Source organism: Cardinium endosymbiont of Sogatella furcifera (genome assembly GCF_003351905.1).
Classification (GTDB): domain Bacteria; phylum Bacteroidota; class Bacteroidia; order Cytophagales; family Amoebophilaceae; genus Cardinium.
The window spans coordinates 560,529-577,623 of sequence record NZ_CP022339.1; the positions used below are offsets into that span (position 1 = coordinate 560,529).

A 17,095-nucleotide genomic window follows, 5' to 3' on the forward strand; every position below is an offset into this window, starting at 1 on the left:
TATGTACGCCACTGGTTAGCAAGGCATTTTGTATTTGTTCACGTTACTGGTTCATAATGAATTTTATCCCACTTTTTGCTTGATAAAAAAGTGAACAAAAAATCAAGCCCTTGGCAAAAAGTCGCTGAAAGTGTCATTTTACAGTGGCGTTTTTCTTTTAACGCAAAAAACCAGTTACTTGAACAAATACCTAATAAAAACCACTGCGCTGAACACATACAAAAAACTAGTGACTTGAATAGATACAAAGTAGCTGGTTAGGTATTTATATTATATTTTCTTTTTGTTTTTAAGTAATGTAGCTAGGAGCTTGAGTGGATACTTTTTGTATGTTTTGATTGTGGTAATAATATAGTGCACAGCTAGCATAGCTAAGCCATTGGCTAATACGCAAGGGAAGGTGCTACTGCCCGTTAATAATATAGGATAGACCCATTTGCCCCAAGCCACAACGGCTAGTGCACCTGTAGCCATACCTATTAAAGCAGTAGGTGAGGTATTATGAAAGCCTAAAACAGCTAAGATAAAGGGAGCCGCTACTATAGGTATATAAAAGCGACCGAGCCAGTTGCTCATATCACGAAGGGTAGCAAGGTAGGCGCTATTTAAGCACAAGACAATAACGAATGTAGTAATAACTAATATAGATATATAGGCTATCCTATAATGGACTATACAGGAAAGATTTTTTCTAAGGCGCACACGCAGCAGTGTTGGTAATAGATCATAACTGATCATAACTGCACAAACATGTAGCCTAGAATCAGCTGTAGACATAGTAAGCGCTAATAAACATATACAGAGTATTCCCTTAATTAAAGGAGAAGTATGATCCATTATATAATTGAATATTTCTTTTGGCGGTACTTCTTGTGGTATCCATGCAGCAACAAATGCACCAGAAAGTATACAGCATAGCATGATGATAAAACCAATAATACCTGCATACAAAAATACCTTTTTAGCTTGAGCAGGTGCAGAAGACATATACATATGTTGCAGGTAACCAGGTTCTATAAAGGCAAATATAAGGGCTAGATAGCGTAACATAACTACTAATGTAGATTGACCAAGAAATAGATCCCCCCATGCATCTTTTAAAGCAAGCGTTTCACTAATTGGGTGGTTTGTTTTTGTAAACATAAACCACGCTGAGAGGCAGATAAGGCCAACAAAAGTGATGAATTGCCATATATCTGTCAAGACAACCGCACGAATGCCACCAAATATTGTATAGGCAATAAGCATTACTGCAGCCAGTATAGTAATAAAGTGTGGGTTCACTGAATGAATACATCTACTTATGACTTGTGATACGATATGTACTTGCGTAGCAACAAACACAATAGAGTGACAACAACCTAATAAAGCAGTAATAATTCTTGGATATCTACCATATACACGCCCTATTGTCTCGGGCATTGAGATGTGATAGATAAACTTGGATATCCTTATACTCAACCAACTAAGCATTAGGAATGGGAGGAGAATGCCCGCCAATCGCCAACTGATCCAAAATGGTCCCAAATAAAATTTGGTTAGATTCCCTATTAGTGTGGCGCCACCATAATAAGTAGCTAAGGTAGTAGCTACCAGGCTAGCTGTAGAAAATTGCCGATCACCGACAGCATATACGCGAAAGGTAGTAAAACGTTTAATAGAATAACAAACGATCACTGCAGTAGCTAACAAGAAACTTATAATGGTCAATAGCGGAATATCAAGCGACATAATATATGTAGTTAATTGAATTGGATTATAATATATGTAATTTAATGGAATCGTGCATATTGCTTCATCCTCCTCCGAATGGCGAAGGCGTTGGCATCGGCAGCGCCAGCAATGACATAGGGGTGCGTATAACCTTCAGCTTCTTGCAGGGAAATTCTGGTTTTGAAGCCATCCTTTTACGGTTATTTTGGTTCATAGAAGCTCTAAAAGAATATTTATTATTAGATTCATTATCAGTATGATCTATTTTACGGGACCGGAAATCTCTGCCTAATGTAGTGTGAAAAGGTAAATTCGGTTCTTTTATGCTGTTGACTGCAAAATAATTACAAAGATAGGATAGGAGTTGTTCTATCTCATGGTTCGTTTGCCAGTTCCACTCATTGGGTACAATTTGTCTCCCGTATTGCGTTTTAAATTTATTACAGTACTTTTTTAAGTAAGCGCATATACCACCGCAGTCGGGTGATTTTGCTAACGTCAGAATCTTTAGTGCATAGTTGTTGTGCTTATGTATGTTACATATGCGCTCTAGTAAACATTTTGCTCTTAATAAGAATTTTAACATCCTTATATCACGAAACGCAACGGCACAGAGGATAGGGCAAGTACCCTGCTCATTAGCTTGCATAGGACAAGCACCTGATGCCAGTACGTATTCTGCCAATTTATAATTACGGGACCGCACTACATAGAAGAGTACACCACTCCCTGTCTTATCTTGTAGAGATACCAGCTCTTCTGGGGTATATTTATTGATGGCTCTTTTTTGTATGGTTTCCATCATTTCTATAAGAAAATCTCCAGCGTCATGCCTACTAGCATAATGCAGCGCAGATTTTATTTTAGATCCTCTGTTTTTAAGTGAAGGAAGGCTTAATACTGAAGGAGGAGCGCTTATTGGAGGTTTTATCGTTTCATAGAAAGGTACACCTAAGTTTAGTAGATGTAACACGATGTCTTGCCGATTTACTGTTCTTTCGATTTCATAGTCACAAGTCTCACACTCGTTATCATATCCATGCATGCCACATGTTAATGGGTCATGATAGATGGCTTGGAGTGCCATCCATAGTGGTGTTGTACCCTCCCGGTTTGGCATACTGCAAACCTTCATTTGACCATATAGATCATTCGTACTGTCTTTTTTAAGGTACCAACCTGTTAGGCAGGTTACGATGTCTAAATCACCAGTACCCACCGCTAAATGTATAATGGTGTTCTGATCTTGGCCATGCTTTTGTAAGAAAGCTTGCTCCAGTTCGAACCCATATTGAAGCAGTGTCTCAAATAATATATTCAGCACCTCTTGTTTATGTGCCCATATCTCATTCGTTTCCGAAGTGATCACTTGATCCAACAAAGCCTTTGTAGGATGTTGTTTGTTGTCTTGCTTTTTAACACCAGTTATTAAATAGATTACATCATCGGAGCGCGTAGTATGGGGGTATGCTATCGCCTGTAAACACGCTTTTAGCTTCTTGTAATCGCCTGCTTCTATTGCCTTACAAAATACAGTCATACCATTTTTGTCTGCTTGAAAAAGCATAGACTGATTTATAGATTGATCCAAAGAGTTTGTATTGGGTTTGGCTTGGGGTGTCTTGCTATTGGTTGCATCTGTATCGTACTCCAGACGATACCTATTACAAGTAGTAGTGGTCCATGATACGATGCTTATACAAAGCACTATTTTTAAACGAGGGATATAGACAGCTGTTTTTTTAAGGTACATGGTTTAATAACTAAATATTCAAATGGTATGAGGTTATTAAAGGGCAAAAGGACCAGCATTTTTAATTATTATAGTGAAAAAACGATGTGCTATGTTTAATGTTTATGAAAGATCAGCCCTATTGGATGTTAGATAATTTTTCCTATACATGCAAGTGGCTGAATCCTGTGTCTACTAAGCGTAGATCAGCGGTAGGGGGGTATCAGCTGGGAAGGCCATAGAAGGGTACTACTCTAGGTCTAGTATTTTTTTATGCCGTTTAAAGGCTTTGGTAAGTTGCTGTATCCTTTTTTGTTGGGCATCTAATCCAACCCATCCGGTACCTGCTGGTTGTGGTAAAAGGTAGTGTGCCGCCATCATACCCAAACTATTGGCTATTGCAGGTGTGAGACGCGCCGCGAATCCTATTGTAAAACCCCATTGGTTACAGGCCAAGCTGGCCAATATACCTATAGCTATACCTATCAAAGCGGTACGAGCAGTACCCCGAAAACCAAACACAGCTAAGATAAACAGGGGTGGTATGATGCTACCGTCGATCGTATCAAATATATTGAGCGCATGTGCAATGCGATGATCTATCAATAGACCACTGGAATAAATAGCTATGAGCATAGCTAACGAACCGCACGCTAGTGCGGTTAACTTAGCCACTCGAATCTGAAGCAGATAGGATATGGGTTTTACCCCGCGTATGCTTTCCATCAGATCATGGGCAACCATAACTGAGCAGAGATGTAAATAAGAATCAGCCGTAGACATCGCCATTCCTAATACACAAATGACAACAGATATTTTAAAACAAGATGGCATATTGCTTATGATGTATGGCCAAATTTTTGGTATTGATAGCGTTGGGTTTCCGGCAAAAACAAATAGACCAATAAGACATACAAAAAACATGATAACCAGATATAACAAACTGCCATACAAAAAAACTTTTTTGACCTGAGCGGGGCTAGCGCACATATAGATCCGTTGTATATTTCCTGGATCAGCAATGATAAAACAGGAAAATGGAATGTAGAACAGCAGATTCAATGGTTGCCTATCACGATGGAATAGGCTGCTTAGTTTAAATTTTTCTTGGTTGTGTAAAAACGATACAATATCTAAGGTGGGGTTATCTATTTTTTCAAACATAAGTTTAGCGATGAGCGCAATAATAATCACAAAGGTGATACATTGTAGCACATCGGTATTTGTCACCGAACGAATGCCTCCCAAAGTTGCATAGAGCATAAGCGTTAAAGTAGCCAACACGGTGATGACGGTAGGGTTAATGCTATCTAGACAGATAGTGATCATGGTGGAGATGGCATTGATTTGATCTTTAACAACAGAAATGGCAGAACAAGTAGCTAATAGCGCAACAATAATCCTTGGATATTTGCCATATATGCTGCCTATGGTTCCTGCAATGGAAAGATGTTGTATAAATGGCGCCATACGTATCCACATTAGACTCGTAAGCCATAAAGTAAGCGCACGCATAAATGTAAGCACAACTTTAGAGAGGCCAGCACTATAACACACTTCTACAGGAGATAACAATGATACACCGCAAAATGAGGTCCCCAATAGGGTAGCCAGCAACTTAACGGTAGAAAGGCGTTTGGTATCCACAGCATATGCTCGAAATGTGGTCGCTTGCTTGCTCGTTAGACCTACTACCAGGGTCAATAATAAAAAAGCACCTATGATTAGAAGGGGACTATTGAGCGATACCATATGATCGATGCATGCTAAATATCTGATAAATATTTGGTTAAAGATTATAACCTGTAGATTAGCCTATTATATGTAATTTTTACTGTAGATACAAATGATGGTATCTCTTTGGTGCAAAGGTAAGGAATAGAGGCAGATCCGTTAGCCATTGGGAGATAAAAGGGCGGATAGGGCAAGCGGTTTTAGCGTAAAAATACGCTAAATTAGCTACTGTATTTTACGGTTATACAAAGCAATGGTTCCCCTTACTGAAAAACATTACCGGGTGGCACTTTCACTGGTGCCAGGTATAGGCGCTGTCCGGTTAAAAAAATTATTAGCTTATTTCGGCAATGCCCAAGCGGTATTTGCAGCTGCACATAAAGGCAATAGTTTGATTCCCTATAAGATAGCCCAATCGATTACCTTAAGCAGTAGCTTGGCCCAAGTAGAAAAGATTTTCCCGTTACATGAAGCAGAGGGCATTCAACTGCTGACCATGGAGGAGCATAGTTACCCCCAAAGGTTGCTAGAATTACCAGATGCGCCCTCTATTTTGTATTATAAGGGACAAGCACGGTTAAACCAACAGCGGGTAGTGACCATTGTGGGTACTAGGCAATTAACTTCCTATGGACAAGCAGCGGTTACTAAGTTTTTAGAGCAATTACTTCCTTATAAGCCCCTTGTGGTCAGTGGTTTAGCCTATGGAGCAGATATATGGGCCCATAGGCAGGCATTGGAGATGGGGCTACCTACCGTAGCCGTATTACCCACCAGTTTGGATCAAATCTATCCCACGGCGCATAAAAAAATAGCCCTAGAGATGTGTAAGGTAAGTGGCGGTTTACTCACAGAATATCCCATAGGAAGTGGATTAGGCGCCCATACCTTTGTGGCACGCAATAGAATTTTAGCCGGTCTGGCAGATGTTACTATAGTGATTGAAGCTAAAGAAAAAAGTGGTGCCTTGATAACGGCTTACTATGCCAATAACTACCACCGGGAGGTTTTTGCCTTGCCGGGTAGCATCTATTCAGCTACTTCTGCAGGATGCCATCGATTGATTAAACGGAATCAAGCACACCTCCTCACCCATATAGATGATTTGGTCTATATCATGAATTGGCAAGTGCACCATCAACCCCAAGCTGATCCCTATGCCAACCATCTGCTTACCCCATCCGAACAACTGGTTTTAAACCAGCTGCATGAAGCTATAGACCCCATAACGGTTGATGCGCTTGCCCATACTACCGATTTGCCACCTGGCACATTACAAGCAGCATTATTGTCACTGGAATTACAAGGGCTATTGCGTGCACTACCAGGCAAACGCTTTACCTTAGCCCCTATTTATAAGCAGTAGGTGGTAGCTGCGCGGGTAAGGGCGTCCATTTAATGGTTTTATTTTATTGATTATTAGATAAAAATAATTTTAATTGGCGTTTGTTTCCATGGCGTCAATTTAAAGCCCTTATGTTCGCCGATAAAAAAAGTTGGTGAACATGGGTAATGGCATATACTAACTATCTATTTTCATACTGTCAGATGCCACTTTCAGCGCCTTTTTGCCGAGGGCTTGATTTTTTGACCACTTCTTTATCAAGAAAAAAGTGAGATAAAACTCATTATTAACCAGTAAATTGAATAGATACGATTTCTCTTAAGCCTCCGCCATTGGGCGTACACTGTGGCACTTCAACAGAAGTGAGCCATTTTTTTCCATTTTAGGTATTTGCTAGAGTGTGGTAAAATATGCGCATTGCTATTCCCGTACATTAATATCACCCGTTTTATTATCCATTATGCCATGATGTGGGCTTAGCGATCTCTAGTCTTTCTTCTTTTCTTCCTAATTTAATCCCTTGTTCTTTACTTTGTTTTTTAGTGATTTTGATTCCTTCTTTAAATATTTTTTGTATGGTTTCCAGTTTTCTGTCAAAGTTTTGTGATGGTATTTACAAACTTAAAACAAAGTCCCTCCCTCTATACGCATCATACTTCCATTCTTTTAGATTCTATTTCTTGAAAATAACCAACCGAATTAACGGCAAAGTTTTTACGTGGCATCACCTTAAAAGTATATTTTTCATCGTATTGGTGTACTTCAATAGCTGCTTCTGTAATATTAAGTTTTACAGGATCATATTTTAGACCTATAAGCACTTTCTTATAACATAAATCATATTGAATGCTATAATCTTTACTATGTATTTGCTCTAGAGCGTATGAGGGTGGTTTATCTACTTTTAACTCAAAAACATAAACAGTACTTTGATCATTATATTGGTCCTCCATAACGATATCTGTACGTCCTATGCCACTATCTATTTCAGCACTGGCCCATGTATTATAAGTGGTATGAAAAGCACTATTCAGAAAGGAATATAAAGCACCCTGAAAGCTCCTTTCTGTTTTATCTAGAAAACGATAACCTGCTTTGGCCAAACAAGAGCTACGAATGACGTTAAGAAAAGGAATCCATGATTCTTTTCTTAAAGATTCTAAGATAGAAACGCTACATATTTTCCCTGATTCTTGTTGTGAGTGAACAATGAAATCAGATAATATAAGCTTTAAAGAAGATTTTACTTCCTGATTGGGAAACTTTAAATAGTAAGCTAGATTGTTTTTATCTTCTACATGAGATGGGTCAAGATCCATCGTAAGATATCCAGTTTGGTACATCAAGGGTAACAAAGGCATTTCATGGAGAGAGGGATGTACAAGCTTAAATCTCATCTTATCTATTGGGAAACTGCCTTTATCCCAATCTATATTAAACCGATCTATATTTTGCTTCATTTGTTGCAATAGAATGGTAGGGCTGCCAGAGTTAAACCAAGAATTCTCAAAATCTTTCGCATAGAAGAACCTTAGTATGGAGTCTGGATTATAAACGCTGACCATTTTATCAGCTGTAAAACAATAACCATTATAATAATCTTTTAATGCTTGCTTTAGTTGAGTAAACGTGTACTTTTCTTCCTGATTCTTTTTTCTATTTAGTCTTTCAAGTATTAGTTTAACAATTGTCTCTTTGCTAAGAAATAAGTTATCAATATCCTCTTCCGTATACCCCAAAATCTCTGCATAATCCTCATGAAATGATATGTCATTGGCTGAATTCGCTCCTGAGGTAAGACCAGATAGGTGAAATTTAGTTACACCTGTTACAAAAATCAATTTACAATCCTTCTGACGCGCTTTTAAAACTTTGAAAAACGAACTAAGAACAGAAAGTACTGCTTCATACTGCTCTTTTTCACAGGAAATGAGTGGACTGTCGTATTCATCAATTAAAATAATGGGAGTAGATTCGTAATCTTCTTGAAGCCTTCCTAGAATATTGATCAGCTCACCTAGTTTTGTGCTAAGTGAAGGTGCTTTTAGTTCATTGACGCCATATTTATTTGCAATTTCTAAAAGCTTATATTGAAGTTCTTTTTCCAGTAAATCACGCTCTTTAGAAACTAATTCCGAGAAATTCAACCAAATAACTGGATATTTTTCCCATTTATAGCTTTTATCTCTATAAATAGCACAATCTTTAAACAATTCTTTATTCCCTTTCGCTATTTGGTCTATGGTATCTAGGAGTAGAGATTTACCAAACCTACGTGGCCTTGTAAAGAAGTAATATATACCATTCGTTTTGAAGAGTTTAGTGATATAGGACGTTTTATCTGCATACAATTTTTGCGCGATCATCTCTTTGACATCAGCGCTGCCAATAGGAATTTGCATACTTAGTGGAACGTATCCTTGTTGATCAGCTATTTTTAGCTCTTTATCTCCTTTTTTAGAATCCATATTCTATTACTTTTATTTAAGAGGTATATAATCGTGTTGCCCACTACAAGGTAGATAGTTTTTATAGAATTTAATCAGACTATTTTAGCTGCTCTATTTTTGTGACCGATAAACCAGTCATTGCAACGATATCATCTATCGGATAGCTCTTCAATAGCATTCTTTTGGCAATTGCTATGGGTCTGTCCACTTACGAAATTGGCTATTTACAGCTTTCACGACATTGATTGTGTAGTTGCTTATAAGGCTTTCACTAACTTCTGCGCCATATAACTCCTGTATTTGAATCTGAATATCTGATAGACTCGTCCCCTTAGCATATAAACATAAGATCTTATCATCTAAACCAGGTATCCTTGTTTGACGCTTAGGTAATAAAACGGTTCAAAAGTGGCTGCTCTATCTCTGGGTACTTCAACAGATATAACGCCATTATCAGTGATAACTTGCTTGCTGGATAAGCCATTACGAGTATTCGCTGAATCACTACGACCATACTTATTATAACCTAAATGGTTATCCATTTCTGACTGTAACGCTTTTTCTACAAGACATTTGCTTAATTCTTTGAGTAAGCCGCCTTGATCAAAAAGCGTCGATAGGTCTACCCTTCAGTCTATCAATACGTCTATCGATTTGCTTATACCATCTTTAGGTGTATCTTTTCTTCTCATTGTTTTAAGTTTAAAGGTTACTTCTAGAGGAATAAAATCCAAATGAATTTAGACGAACTATGTTAATAAGCAAATTTTTTGTGATAAAAATATTTCGTTGTTAAGGTTTATTTTGATTGAGATGTGGATTTATGGATAACTTGATAAAGTTATCCATAAGTCCACATCATAACTGTTATATTTTTAATTTATATTCCTCATCAAATAATAAATTGTAAATTATTATCTTTCCTCTTTAGGCAGACTAAGAGCTGACCTTTAGTTTAGATACATGGCCATCTACATAAAAAGTATTGTCGCGCATAATAGCAAATACTTGTCTAATAAGCTTGTTAGCTACTGCAATCAGTGCCACTTTACTAGGCTTACCCCTTTCTTTTAAGCGCTCATAAAATTCCTTACAGGCCTTATTAAAGCGTATAGCTGACCAAGACGCCACATAGAGCAAAGGACGCAACCCAGGGTTTCCATGACGATTAATATGGCCTTTTTTTCTTACCGATGAGCCTGAATGTTCATAAGTAGGCGCTAGCCCAATGTATTTAGAGAACTGCTTAGCACTTTCAAAATGGTGACCGCCACCAGTGGCAACGATAAGCTCCATAGTCGTTCTATTGCCAAGACCTTTAATAGAACTGATCTGTTTATAGAGTTCTTTACAGCGTTCCTGTGTAATAGTAAGCATTTCTTGCTCTAAGAAGGCTATTGGTTCTTCTCAAGAAGATATATTTTGATTGATCATTTTTAAGGTTACAGCATCTGTTTTAGGCAACACATTAAAAAGACTCTAACAAATTATAAGACATCGTCAGTTGTTTTTTCAACTGTGAAAGAAGTGTTTTTTGTTGCTTTAAGGCTTGGATACTTGCTACAGGCATTTGGTAGGATTTAGGTTCCATGTTAGCACCATATAAAGCAATAAGTTGCGCATCTACCTTATCGGTTTTAGTTATATGATGCATTGCCTTAGCAAAGTGTTTGATTTGTCTTGGATTAACAACTGAAACAGCTAGCTTAGCTGCTATAAGCAGCTAAGCTAATAATACCAAAAGATAAAAAGTATGATTTATGAGAAGAATTTAGCTAAATTTGAATCAGCTAAAGTATGATGCATAGATCAACCCCATCCATATATGTTTAAAGTAGCAACCTTATATAAATTTGTGCCCTTACATGACTTGGGACTACTACAACAGCAACTTCAATCTATATGCAGTGCGTTAACGGGTACACTGCTTATTGCCTCAGAGGGAATCAATGGTACCATTGCGGGCCCGCCCGATTTACTAGACCATGCGATGGCTCAGATAGCGGCTATCCCTTCGTTTAATGAGTTGTGGTACCAATATTCTGAAGCGGGTCATAAACCCTTTCGCCGTCTAAAGGTTCGGCTTAAAAAAGAAATCATCACCATGCACCAACCAGAGGTGCAATCTATGCAATTACGAGGTCAGTATGTCTTAGCTGCTGACTGGAATAAAACCCTGGACCAGGCAGCTGTTGTAGTGGACGTGCGCAACGATTACGAGTGTCGGTTGGGCAGCTTTGAAGGGGCCATAAATCCTAAAACAACCTATTTTAGCCAATTCCCTGCTTTTGTTGAAAACCATTTAACGGCCTATAAAGAGCAGCCCATTGCTATCTTCTGTACGGGAGGTATTAGATGCGAAAAAGTATCTGCCTATATGCTGGCCAATGGTTTCAAAGCGGTCTATCAACTCAGTGGCGGCATCCTACAATATTTAATGCATACCCATGAAGCGCAATCCAGATGGCAAGGCGAATGTTTTGTTTTTGATGAGCGGATATCCCTAGGCCATGGATTAAAAAAAGGCAATAGCCTACTTTGCTATGGCTGTCGTATGCCTTTAACAGAGGCAGATATAGATGTAGATTACCAACCTGGTGTGCGGTGTAAATTTTGTGTAAAACGATAGCTGCTTTTTAATTCTGAACGACACACGTTATCATATATGAAAGGCTATTTATTTCCTGGGCAAGGCAGTCAATACATAGGCATGGGCAGGTCGCTCTATCCACACAGTAGGCAAGCACGGCAAATGTTTGAAACAGCTGACCGAATAGTAGGTTTTGATCTGACGCGCATGATGTTGGAAGGTACACAGGAAGCTTTAAAGACCACTACGGTGGCACAGCCTGCTGTTTTTTTGCATGCCGTTGCGACTGCTTTTTTAAGTAATACCTTTCGTCCAGCAGCTGTGGCAGGCCATTCCTTGGGTGAAATAGCTGCCTTGGTCGCTATTGAAGTCATGTCATTTGAAGAAGGGCTCCATTTGGTATCAGTCCGCTCTAAAGCGATGCAAAAAGCGTGTCAGCTTTGCCCTGGTACCATGGCTGCTGTACTGGGTATGCAAGATGAGGTGGTGGAAGCCATCTGTGCAGAGATTACAAAGGAAGTAGTTGTACCGGCTAATTACAATTGCCCAGGGCAATTGGTGATTTCCGGTAGCCAGGCAGGTGTCGCATTGGCTACAGAAGCTTTAATCAAGGCGGGTGCGCGGAAAGTCATACCCCTACAAGTAGAGGGAGGGTTTCATTCTCCGCTGATGGCGCATGCCCAGGAAAGTGTGGCTGCAGCACTCTCATCTATTCCTTTTGCTAAAGGGATTTGCCCCATTTATCAGAATGTGACCGGACGCCCTGTGCATGATCCCGCAGTCATTAAAAACAACCTCCTCCAACAGTTGGTAGCACCTATTTATTGGACCAAAACCATTCACCATATGATGGAAGATGGGATTACGGCATATATAGAATGTGGGCCAGGAACGGTTTTACAAGGGTTAGTTCGAAAAATCGCCCCTGCGTCTATGTACGTAACCCGCCATCTACTTGAATCACCTGTCCTGTAATGTAGCTTGATGCATCAGAAGCTAAAAAAAGCGCACAGTTGGCCACATCCTCCGGAAGTCCCGCACGTTTAAGAGGAATCTTGTCGACCCAGCCTTTCTGTAGGGATGTATCCAGTTGATCCGTCATAGCGGTTGCTATAAAGCCTGGTGCAATCACATTCGCACGAATGTTTCTACTGCCTAGCTCTAAAGCGATCGATTTCGTCAACCCAATCATACCTGCTTTGGAAGCCGCATAATTCGCCTGTCCGGCATGGCCACTGATGCCTACAATAGAAGATATATTGATAATAGAACCACTGCGTTGCTTGAGAAAAGTTTTGGTGGCTGCCTGTACGGTGTTAAAAACAGATTTTAAATTGACATTTAATACCGCATTCCAATCCGCTTCTGACATACGTAGTAGTAAGTTGTCTCTAGTGATGCCTGCATTATTAACTAGTACATCTAGTCCGCCAAATACTTCTACCACATCCTCTATTGCTTGATGCGTAGCCTGAAAGTCAGAGGCATCTGCATGGATGCATTTGACTTTCACATCTAAGGCGCGTAATGCCGCTTCTGTAGCTTGAACCGTTTCTAGATCAGATCCGCAATAGGTAAAAGCAATGTCACCCCCTGCTGCTGCTAATTTAAGGGCAATAGATTGGCCAATGCCTCGTGAAGCGCCTGTAATAAATATTTTTTTTCCTTTTAGATCCATAATAAAAAACGTTCACTATATCCTTGTTCAGCCAATCGTGTTGGCTTAAGGAGTATATGTGTTATTGACTGTCCAATAAAAGTGTCTATGCACGGACATGGGTTCCTAAGGTATTTTTACTTTTTTCTTGATAAGAAAGTAACCAAAAATCAAGTCCTCGGAAAAAAATCGCTAAGATTGTCATCTGACAGATGGAAAAACAGAAAGGCCCCCAAAGGGGGCTACTCTATAAATATAACCTTTTTCCTTATCTAGTAGCATAGCAGGATTGAAAGTTTTCTAAAAATTGCTCCCATAGCTTGAGCATATCATGGGTCTGAGTGTATTGCATGAAATATTTCATCATGCGAAACGGTTGCTTCTGCTTGATTGGATCATCTGGTGTAGTATAACAGCTTTACGAATGGATTATCTCCTTCCATAAGCGCTTGATCAAGATGGGGCTAAACAACGTCCATGGCTTATATGAACAGTGGTCATCAAATATATTTTTTTAAGACTTTACCATTGTTATATTTAATGCCCTTTCAGCATGTAATTGCAGTTCATCAGTTATATCAACCAGTTGTAGCTGCATAGCCAATGGTAGATAAAAGTCTTGAATTAATCTTATTTTCTCTAGCTGCTTTTCGATGGCGTGACCAGCAATCGTTCTTGCATTATGTAACACATCTGCTAGCCTAATCAGTATCGCATCTTGTTTTGTATGAGCTATGATTTGTTCGATATAGGTAGCATAATCCTCTTTTTGGTTGGGTAATTCTTTTTCTAAGCGTGCTGCCGCCCATACCGTCTCTGTAATAGCAGGGCCAAATAGCGTCGTTAAGCCTGCTTCTGTAAAGGGTGTATTTTGTACCACATCATGGACTAAACCTGCAATAATTACACTGGTGTCTTCCGTTATCGTCAGTAAAATGGAGGCTACGGCCATGGGATGTAAGTAAAAAAGTTCACCTGTTTTTCTTCTTTGCGTGGTATAATAGATTTTAATTAATTGTAGTGCATCCATTACTGCATCTACCTTAAGTCCTTTCTTCTGCTTAACCTTTTCTAGAAAATCAGCTTCTGCTTGTATACTTATTGGGTCCAATACCGTCGTTTGTGTATAGACAACAGGTGAAAGCGTAGCAAATGCCTTCGTAATTTCTTGCACGTTGACAGGTATTACGTATAAATGGGTGATTTCTGATGCAGAACAGAATCGCTCATAGTACCCGTAATGTGCATGTACAATATGTTGATTTTCTGAATCTATTTTTTCTTCATACGCATCTAAGATTTGAATATCTGCCATTTCTGCCACCTTATAAATGGGGGCTATGGCAGGCAATTGTGTGGCAGTGGTGATGCAAAAGCTGATTGCATTGATTTTTTGTAACTTACCTTGTAACAGTGTGAGTCGATAACCTAACTGTGTATCATCTATATATATATAGATATCCTTTCTTTGATCGCTATGTAGAGATTCATGTGTGCTACAGGCGTATAAACTACTGATGATTAGATTTTTAATGCTTTCTATTGCACACTGTATATAGAGGTGTTTGGTGTTGATCATTACATAGGGCGTCTCATATATATTGCTGATTGTTATTGTATCAAAACATTCGGCTAATAGTTGATCAATGCTCATCCAATTCGTAACTAAATGGAGGTTATATTTTAAATGTTGAAAGATGCTGTTAAAATATTTTTTTAACCTAAGTGTTTGATCTGCATAGGTAAGGAGTCGTTCCTCTGGTTGATCCAATCGCATGAGTTGGTGGTTCAATTGGGAGATGATCCAACTGCTTTCATAAGCCAGTGCTTCTACTTGTTGTTTATTAAAAAATTGCCTGGCATTTTGCTCTTCTTTTTCACTAGTTAATGTTTGTATGATTGATAAGCGCTTACCTAAGGCATGCGTATGGTATAAAAAACCGCCCACCAAAATGAAGAACATAAGTAGGGTGTAGGCAATATGCAGATTCAGGTCTAAAGGGTAATCGATCAATGCAACGGTGCCGTCCATATAGTGGCGCAAGGTCCACACTACTATAGTACTCATGATGCAGCCAATGAGTAGCACGATCAATGGGGTAATAAAAATAGATAAGAGCAGGTTGAGTATACAAATGGTGGTATATAAGTAGGTGAATTTACTAAGCATAGCCATGCCCGTACCTACTAAAAAAAGAAAATAGACATGACTGAATGGCCATATTACTGACGCTATTTTTCGGATATAGCGTTGGGGCGAAATGAAGGGGTAAATGAAAAAAAATGTGGCCACAAAGAGGCTGGGTAAAAGCATAAAGACTTCTAGTCTGGTATGCCATATGGGATGACTGGTAAAAGTATACAAGGAACCATAACCTGTTAGAAGGATATAAAAACCAAACAGTATATAGGGTAGGTGATGCTTGGGTAAGGATAGGTAATCCCCAAGATTAAATGGCCTAATCAAGGCATGTTTAGACAATCGCTTCCATAACGGTGGCGGTTTAACTACCGGATCTTGGGCCAACCTATTGGTGCAGTGCGGTGGGTTTGTACTTCGTTTACCCTTGAAAAACTGGATCACTAATATGCTAAGTAGGTTCACCATCATAGCTGGGAGTAGACTACACATACCTGGGTTAGCTATACAGCAGGACCAGGTTATAGTCGTTAGACCACCTGCTAGCATACCTGCTAAAACCGCGTGGGGATGTAATGCAATGCCGATTAATGAGAGTAATAAGGGTAGGCTTACCATGGTTTTAAACAAAATAATAGCCATTGCTATCAGTTGTTCTTGTGTGTATAAGGCAATAAGCGTGGCCATCATGCTTACTATTGCCTGATACAGGATCGGCTTTTTTACCCATTTGAATAGATCTGGCAGGTCGTTGGTTATTAAACGTGTGGCGGCGTGTAAATTTGCACCTGCTGTAGACAGCGTCAATGCGGCGGCACCTATCATAAACAACCCTTTTAACCCTAGATAAGCCTCAAAAGAAGTCATGACCAATGGCATTAATTTGCCTGCGTTTTTTTGTGCCAACAGCGCCACCCATAGTAAAAGCAAGTTGATGCTTAATGACAAGAAACCTGCACTATTAAAAGTCCGTTTTACTTGCGTAGCATTTTCAGCAGCTAAAATGGGTGCTACCTGAGCAGGGTAGAAAGCAGGTAGGACAAAAGCCATACCATACACCATATGATTCAGTGGAACCGCATCACGCAAACGATCCCAGCCATCTTTAATGGCTAAAGTAAAATGCGCTTGATCCCCATAGGGGTGGGTTACCATGCTTTTCCATAAAATCCAAGCGATGAGGGGGAGCAATATGCCAAAGGTCGCACAGCGTGCTACACGTACCAATGTTGGCGGGTGTATCTGGTTGGGTCCAACAGGCAACATGATCAAGAGTGCCGCGATCAGCAGGCTATAATGTGGTTGCATGGCAAAGTACCAACCTATAGCCACGGAAAGTAGCTTACACTGCATAGCAGCTGCTGCAGCGCTATGTAAGATACCAGATAGGGCGACCATTTTTCGAATAGGGTTGCCATAGAGCCGGCCCATTATTTCTGCTACTGATCCAGTATTAAAAAAAAGATGCAACCGATGGGCCAGCAGGTTGCCTATTATAAAATAGCTGAGCATGCTGCCTGCCCAATATAATAAGCCATCTATATGCAACGGATTACACAACACCTCTCCTCCATAGGTTATCGCTAAGATGGCTGTTATAGTATGCGCTGCTGTAAAGTGCGTATATGGGTGGGAGGAATGTTTGGTAGCACGGATGCTAACGAATAGGTAGGCTAATAAAAAAAGAAGAAAAATAATACTGTCTAAGTCCATTACCGGTCCTGTAATTATTGT

At 39.5% G+C, this 17,095-nt stretch carries 11 protein-coding genes and 1 pseudogene; 3 read left to right on the top strand and 9 right to left on the bottom strand.

Annotated features, from left to right (window positions below; translation table 11 throughout):
* Positions 1 to 270: 270 nt before the first annotated feature.
* From CE557_RS02465 to CE557_RS02475, 3 genes are all read right to left on the bottom strand, one after another.
* A complete protein-coding gene (locus CE557_RS02465) occupies positions 271 to 1,731 on the bottom strand; it encodes a sodium:solute symporter family protein (RefSeq protein WP_114910032.1) in 1,461 nt (486 codons plus the stop codon).
* Between the two features lie 64 nt (positions 1,732 to 1,795).
* The gene (locus tag CE557_RS02470) at positions 1,796 to 3,466 is read right to left on the bottom strand and encodes an ankyrin repeat domain-containing protein (RefSeq protein ID WP_114910033.1); all 1,671 of its coding nucleotides are present in this window, start codon (positions 3,464 to 3,466) and stop codon (positions 1,796 to 1,798) included.
* A gap of 228 nt (positions 3,467 to 3,694) precedes the next feature.
* Positions 3,695 to 5,197, bottom strand: a complete 1,503-nt coding sequence (locus CE557_RS02475; protein ID WP_114910034.1) for a sodium:solute symporter family protein — start codon at positions 5,195 to 5,197, stop codon at positions 3,695 to 3,697.
* A gap of 235 nt (positions 5,198 to 5,432) precedes the next feature.
* On the opposite strand from CE557_RS02475, the gene dprA reads away from it, so the two are divergent.
* On the top strand, positions 5,433 to 6,545 hold the full coding sequence (gene dprA, locus CE557_RS02480; RefSeq protein ID WP_114910035.1) for a DNA-processing protein DprA: 1,113 nt from the start codon (positions 5,433 to 5,435) through the stop codon (positions 6,543 to 6,545).
* 629 nt (positions 6,546 to 7,174) lie between these two features.
* Here the strand turns inward: dprA and CE557_RS02485 are convergent.
* From CE557_RS02485 to CE557_RS05170, 4 genes and pseudogenes are all read right to left on the bottom strand, one after another.
* Positions 7,175 to 8,992, bottom strand: a complete 1,818-nt coding sequence (locus tag CE557_RS02485; RefSeq protein ID WP_114910036.1) for an AAA family ATPase — start codon at positions 8,990 to 8,992, stop codon at positions 7,175 to 7,177.
* A gap of 174 nt (positions 8,993 to 9,166) precedes the next feature.
* A pseudogene (locus CE557_RS05280) lies at positions 9,167 to 9,531 on the bottom strand (transposase); the annotation flags it as partial.
* A gap of 379 nt (positions 9,532 to 9,910) precedes the next feature.
* Entirely contained in the window at positions 9,911 to 10,351 is a 441-nt protein-coding gene (locus CE557_RS05165) for a transposase (RefSeq protein WP_114910037.1), read from the bottom strand.
* Between the two features lie 91 nt (positions 10,352 to 10,442).
* Positions 10,443 to 10,697 carry an IS110 family transposase gene (locus tag CE557_RS05170; protein WP_114910038.1) on the bottom strand — a complete coding sequence of 85 codons (255 nt, stop codon included), beginning with the start codon at positions 10,695 to 10,697 and terminating at the stop codon, positions 10,443 to 10,445.
* Between the two features lie 102 nt (positions 10,698 to 10,799).
* Between CE557_RS05170 and trhO the strand changes: the two genes are divergently transcribed.
* Entirely contained in the window at positions 10,800 to 11,603 is an 804-nt protein-coding gene (trhO, locus tag CE557_RS02505) for an oxygen-dependent tRNA uridine(34) hydroxylase TrhO (protein ID WP_114910039.1), read from the top strand.
* Between the two features lie 36 nt (positions 11,604 to 11,639).
* Complete coding sequence (fabD, locus tag CE557_RS02510; protein WP_114910040.1) at positions 11,640 to 12,539, top strand: ACP S-malonyltransferase; 900 nt, start codon at positions 11,640 to 11,642, stop codon at positions 12,537 to 12,539.
* On the opposite strand, the gene fabG is transcribed toward fabD, so the two are convergent.
* Positions 12,496 to 13,242: a 3-oxoacyl-[acyl-carrier-protein] reductase gene (fabG, locus tag CE557_RS02515; RefSeq protein WP_114910041.1), complete on the bottom strand. Its 747-nt coding sequence runs from the start codon at positions 13,240 to 13,242 to the stop codon at positions 12,496 to 12,498. The genes fabD and fabG overlap by 44 nt on opposite strands.
* Positions 13,243 to 13,735: 493 nt before the next feature.
* On the bottom strand, positions 13,736 to 17,074 hold the full coding sequence (locus CE557_RS02520) for an HD domain-containing protein (RefSeq protein ID WP_114910042.1): 3,339 nt from the start codon (positions 17,072 to 17,074) through the stop codon (positions 13,736 to 13,738).
* Between the last annotated feature and the right edge of the window lie 21 nt (positions 17,075 to 17,095).

Excerpts from the sequence above, each read along its gene's own strand:
- CE557_RS02465 (WP_114910032.1), bottom strand. The coding sequence starts at position 1,731 with ATGTCGCTTGATATTCCGCTATTGACCATTATAAGTTTCTTGTTAGCT.
- CE557_RS02485 (WP_114910036.1), bottom strand. The coding sequence starts at position 8,992 with ATGGATTCTAAAAAAGGAGATAAAGAGCTAAAAATAGCTGATCAACAA.
- trhO (WP_114910039.1), top strand. The coding sequence starts at position 10,800 with ATGTTTAAAGTAGCAACCTTATATAAATTTGTGCCCTTACATGACTTG.
- fabG (WP_114910041.1), bottom strand. The coding sequence starts at position 13,242 with ATGGATCTAAAAGGAAAAAAAATATTTATTACAGGCGCTTCACGAGGC.
- dprA (WP_114910035.1), top strand. The coding sequence starts at position 5,433 with ATGGTTCCCCTTACTGAAAAACATTACCGGGTGGCACTTTCACTGGTG.
- fabD (WP_114910040.1), top strand. The coding sequence starts at position 11,640 with ATGAAAGGCTATTTATTTCCTGGGCAAGGCAGTCAATACATAGGCATG.
- CE557_RS02520 (WP_114910042.1), bottom strand. The coding sequence starts at position 17,074 with ATGGACTTAGACAGTATTATTTTTCTTCTTTTTTTATTAGCCTACCTA.
- CE557_RS02475 (WP_114910034.1), bottom strand. The coding sequence starts at position 5,197 with ATGGTATCGCTCAATAGTCCCCTTCTAATCATAGGTGCTTTTTTATTA.
- CE557_RS02470 (WP_114910033.1), bottom strand. The coding sequence starts at position 3,466 with ATGTACCTTAAAAAAACAGCTGTCTATATCCCTCGTTTAAAAATAGTG.
- CE557_RS05165 (WP_114910037.1), bottom strand. The coding sequence starts at position 10,351 with ATGCTTACTATTACACAGGAACGCTGTAAAGAACTCTATAAACAGATC.